Annotated in this window: 1 pseudogene; it reads right to left on the bottom strand. The window is 34.0% G+C overall.

From position 1 onward, the window contains the following. Window positions 1-128 (bottom strand): annotated as a pseudogene (locus IDG64_RS15365) (hypothetical protein); the annotation flags it as partial. Window positions 129-247 lie beyond the last annotated feature (119 nt).

Here is a 247-nt window from a genome sequence, read left to right as displayed (position 1 = left end):
ATTCCAGTAATTATTCCATTTATAGTCAATGGTATCGAAATAATTAAATTTTTCAAGTAAACTGGGATCATCATTTTTGCAGCTCCTATGAGTAAAACTGCATTTACACCAATAGAATTGACACGCAGACAAATCAGGAAAAGTCGTTTTAATCAATGGGGATACTGATGCGAAGAAAGTAAAGCCAACGAATAAAGTGACATTAAGTAAAGATGACGCAGCCGACAAAGCATTTAAAGCAGTTAAG

The organism is Staphylococcus sp. EG-SA-15 (genome assembly GCF_017151895.1).
Classification (GTDB): Bacteria; Bacillota; Bacilli; order Staphylococcales; family Staphylococcaceae; genus Staphylococcus; species Staphylococcus aureus.
This window is presented reverse-complemented; position numbering and strand designations above follow the sequence as displayed.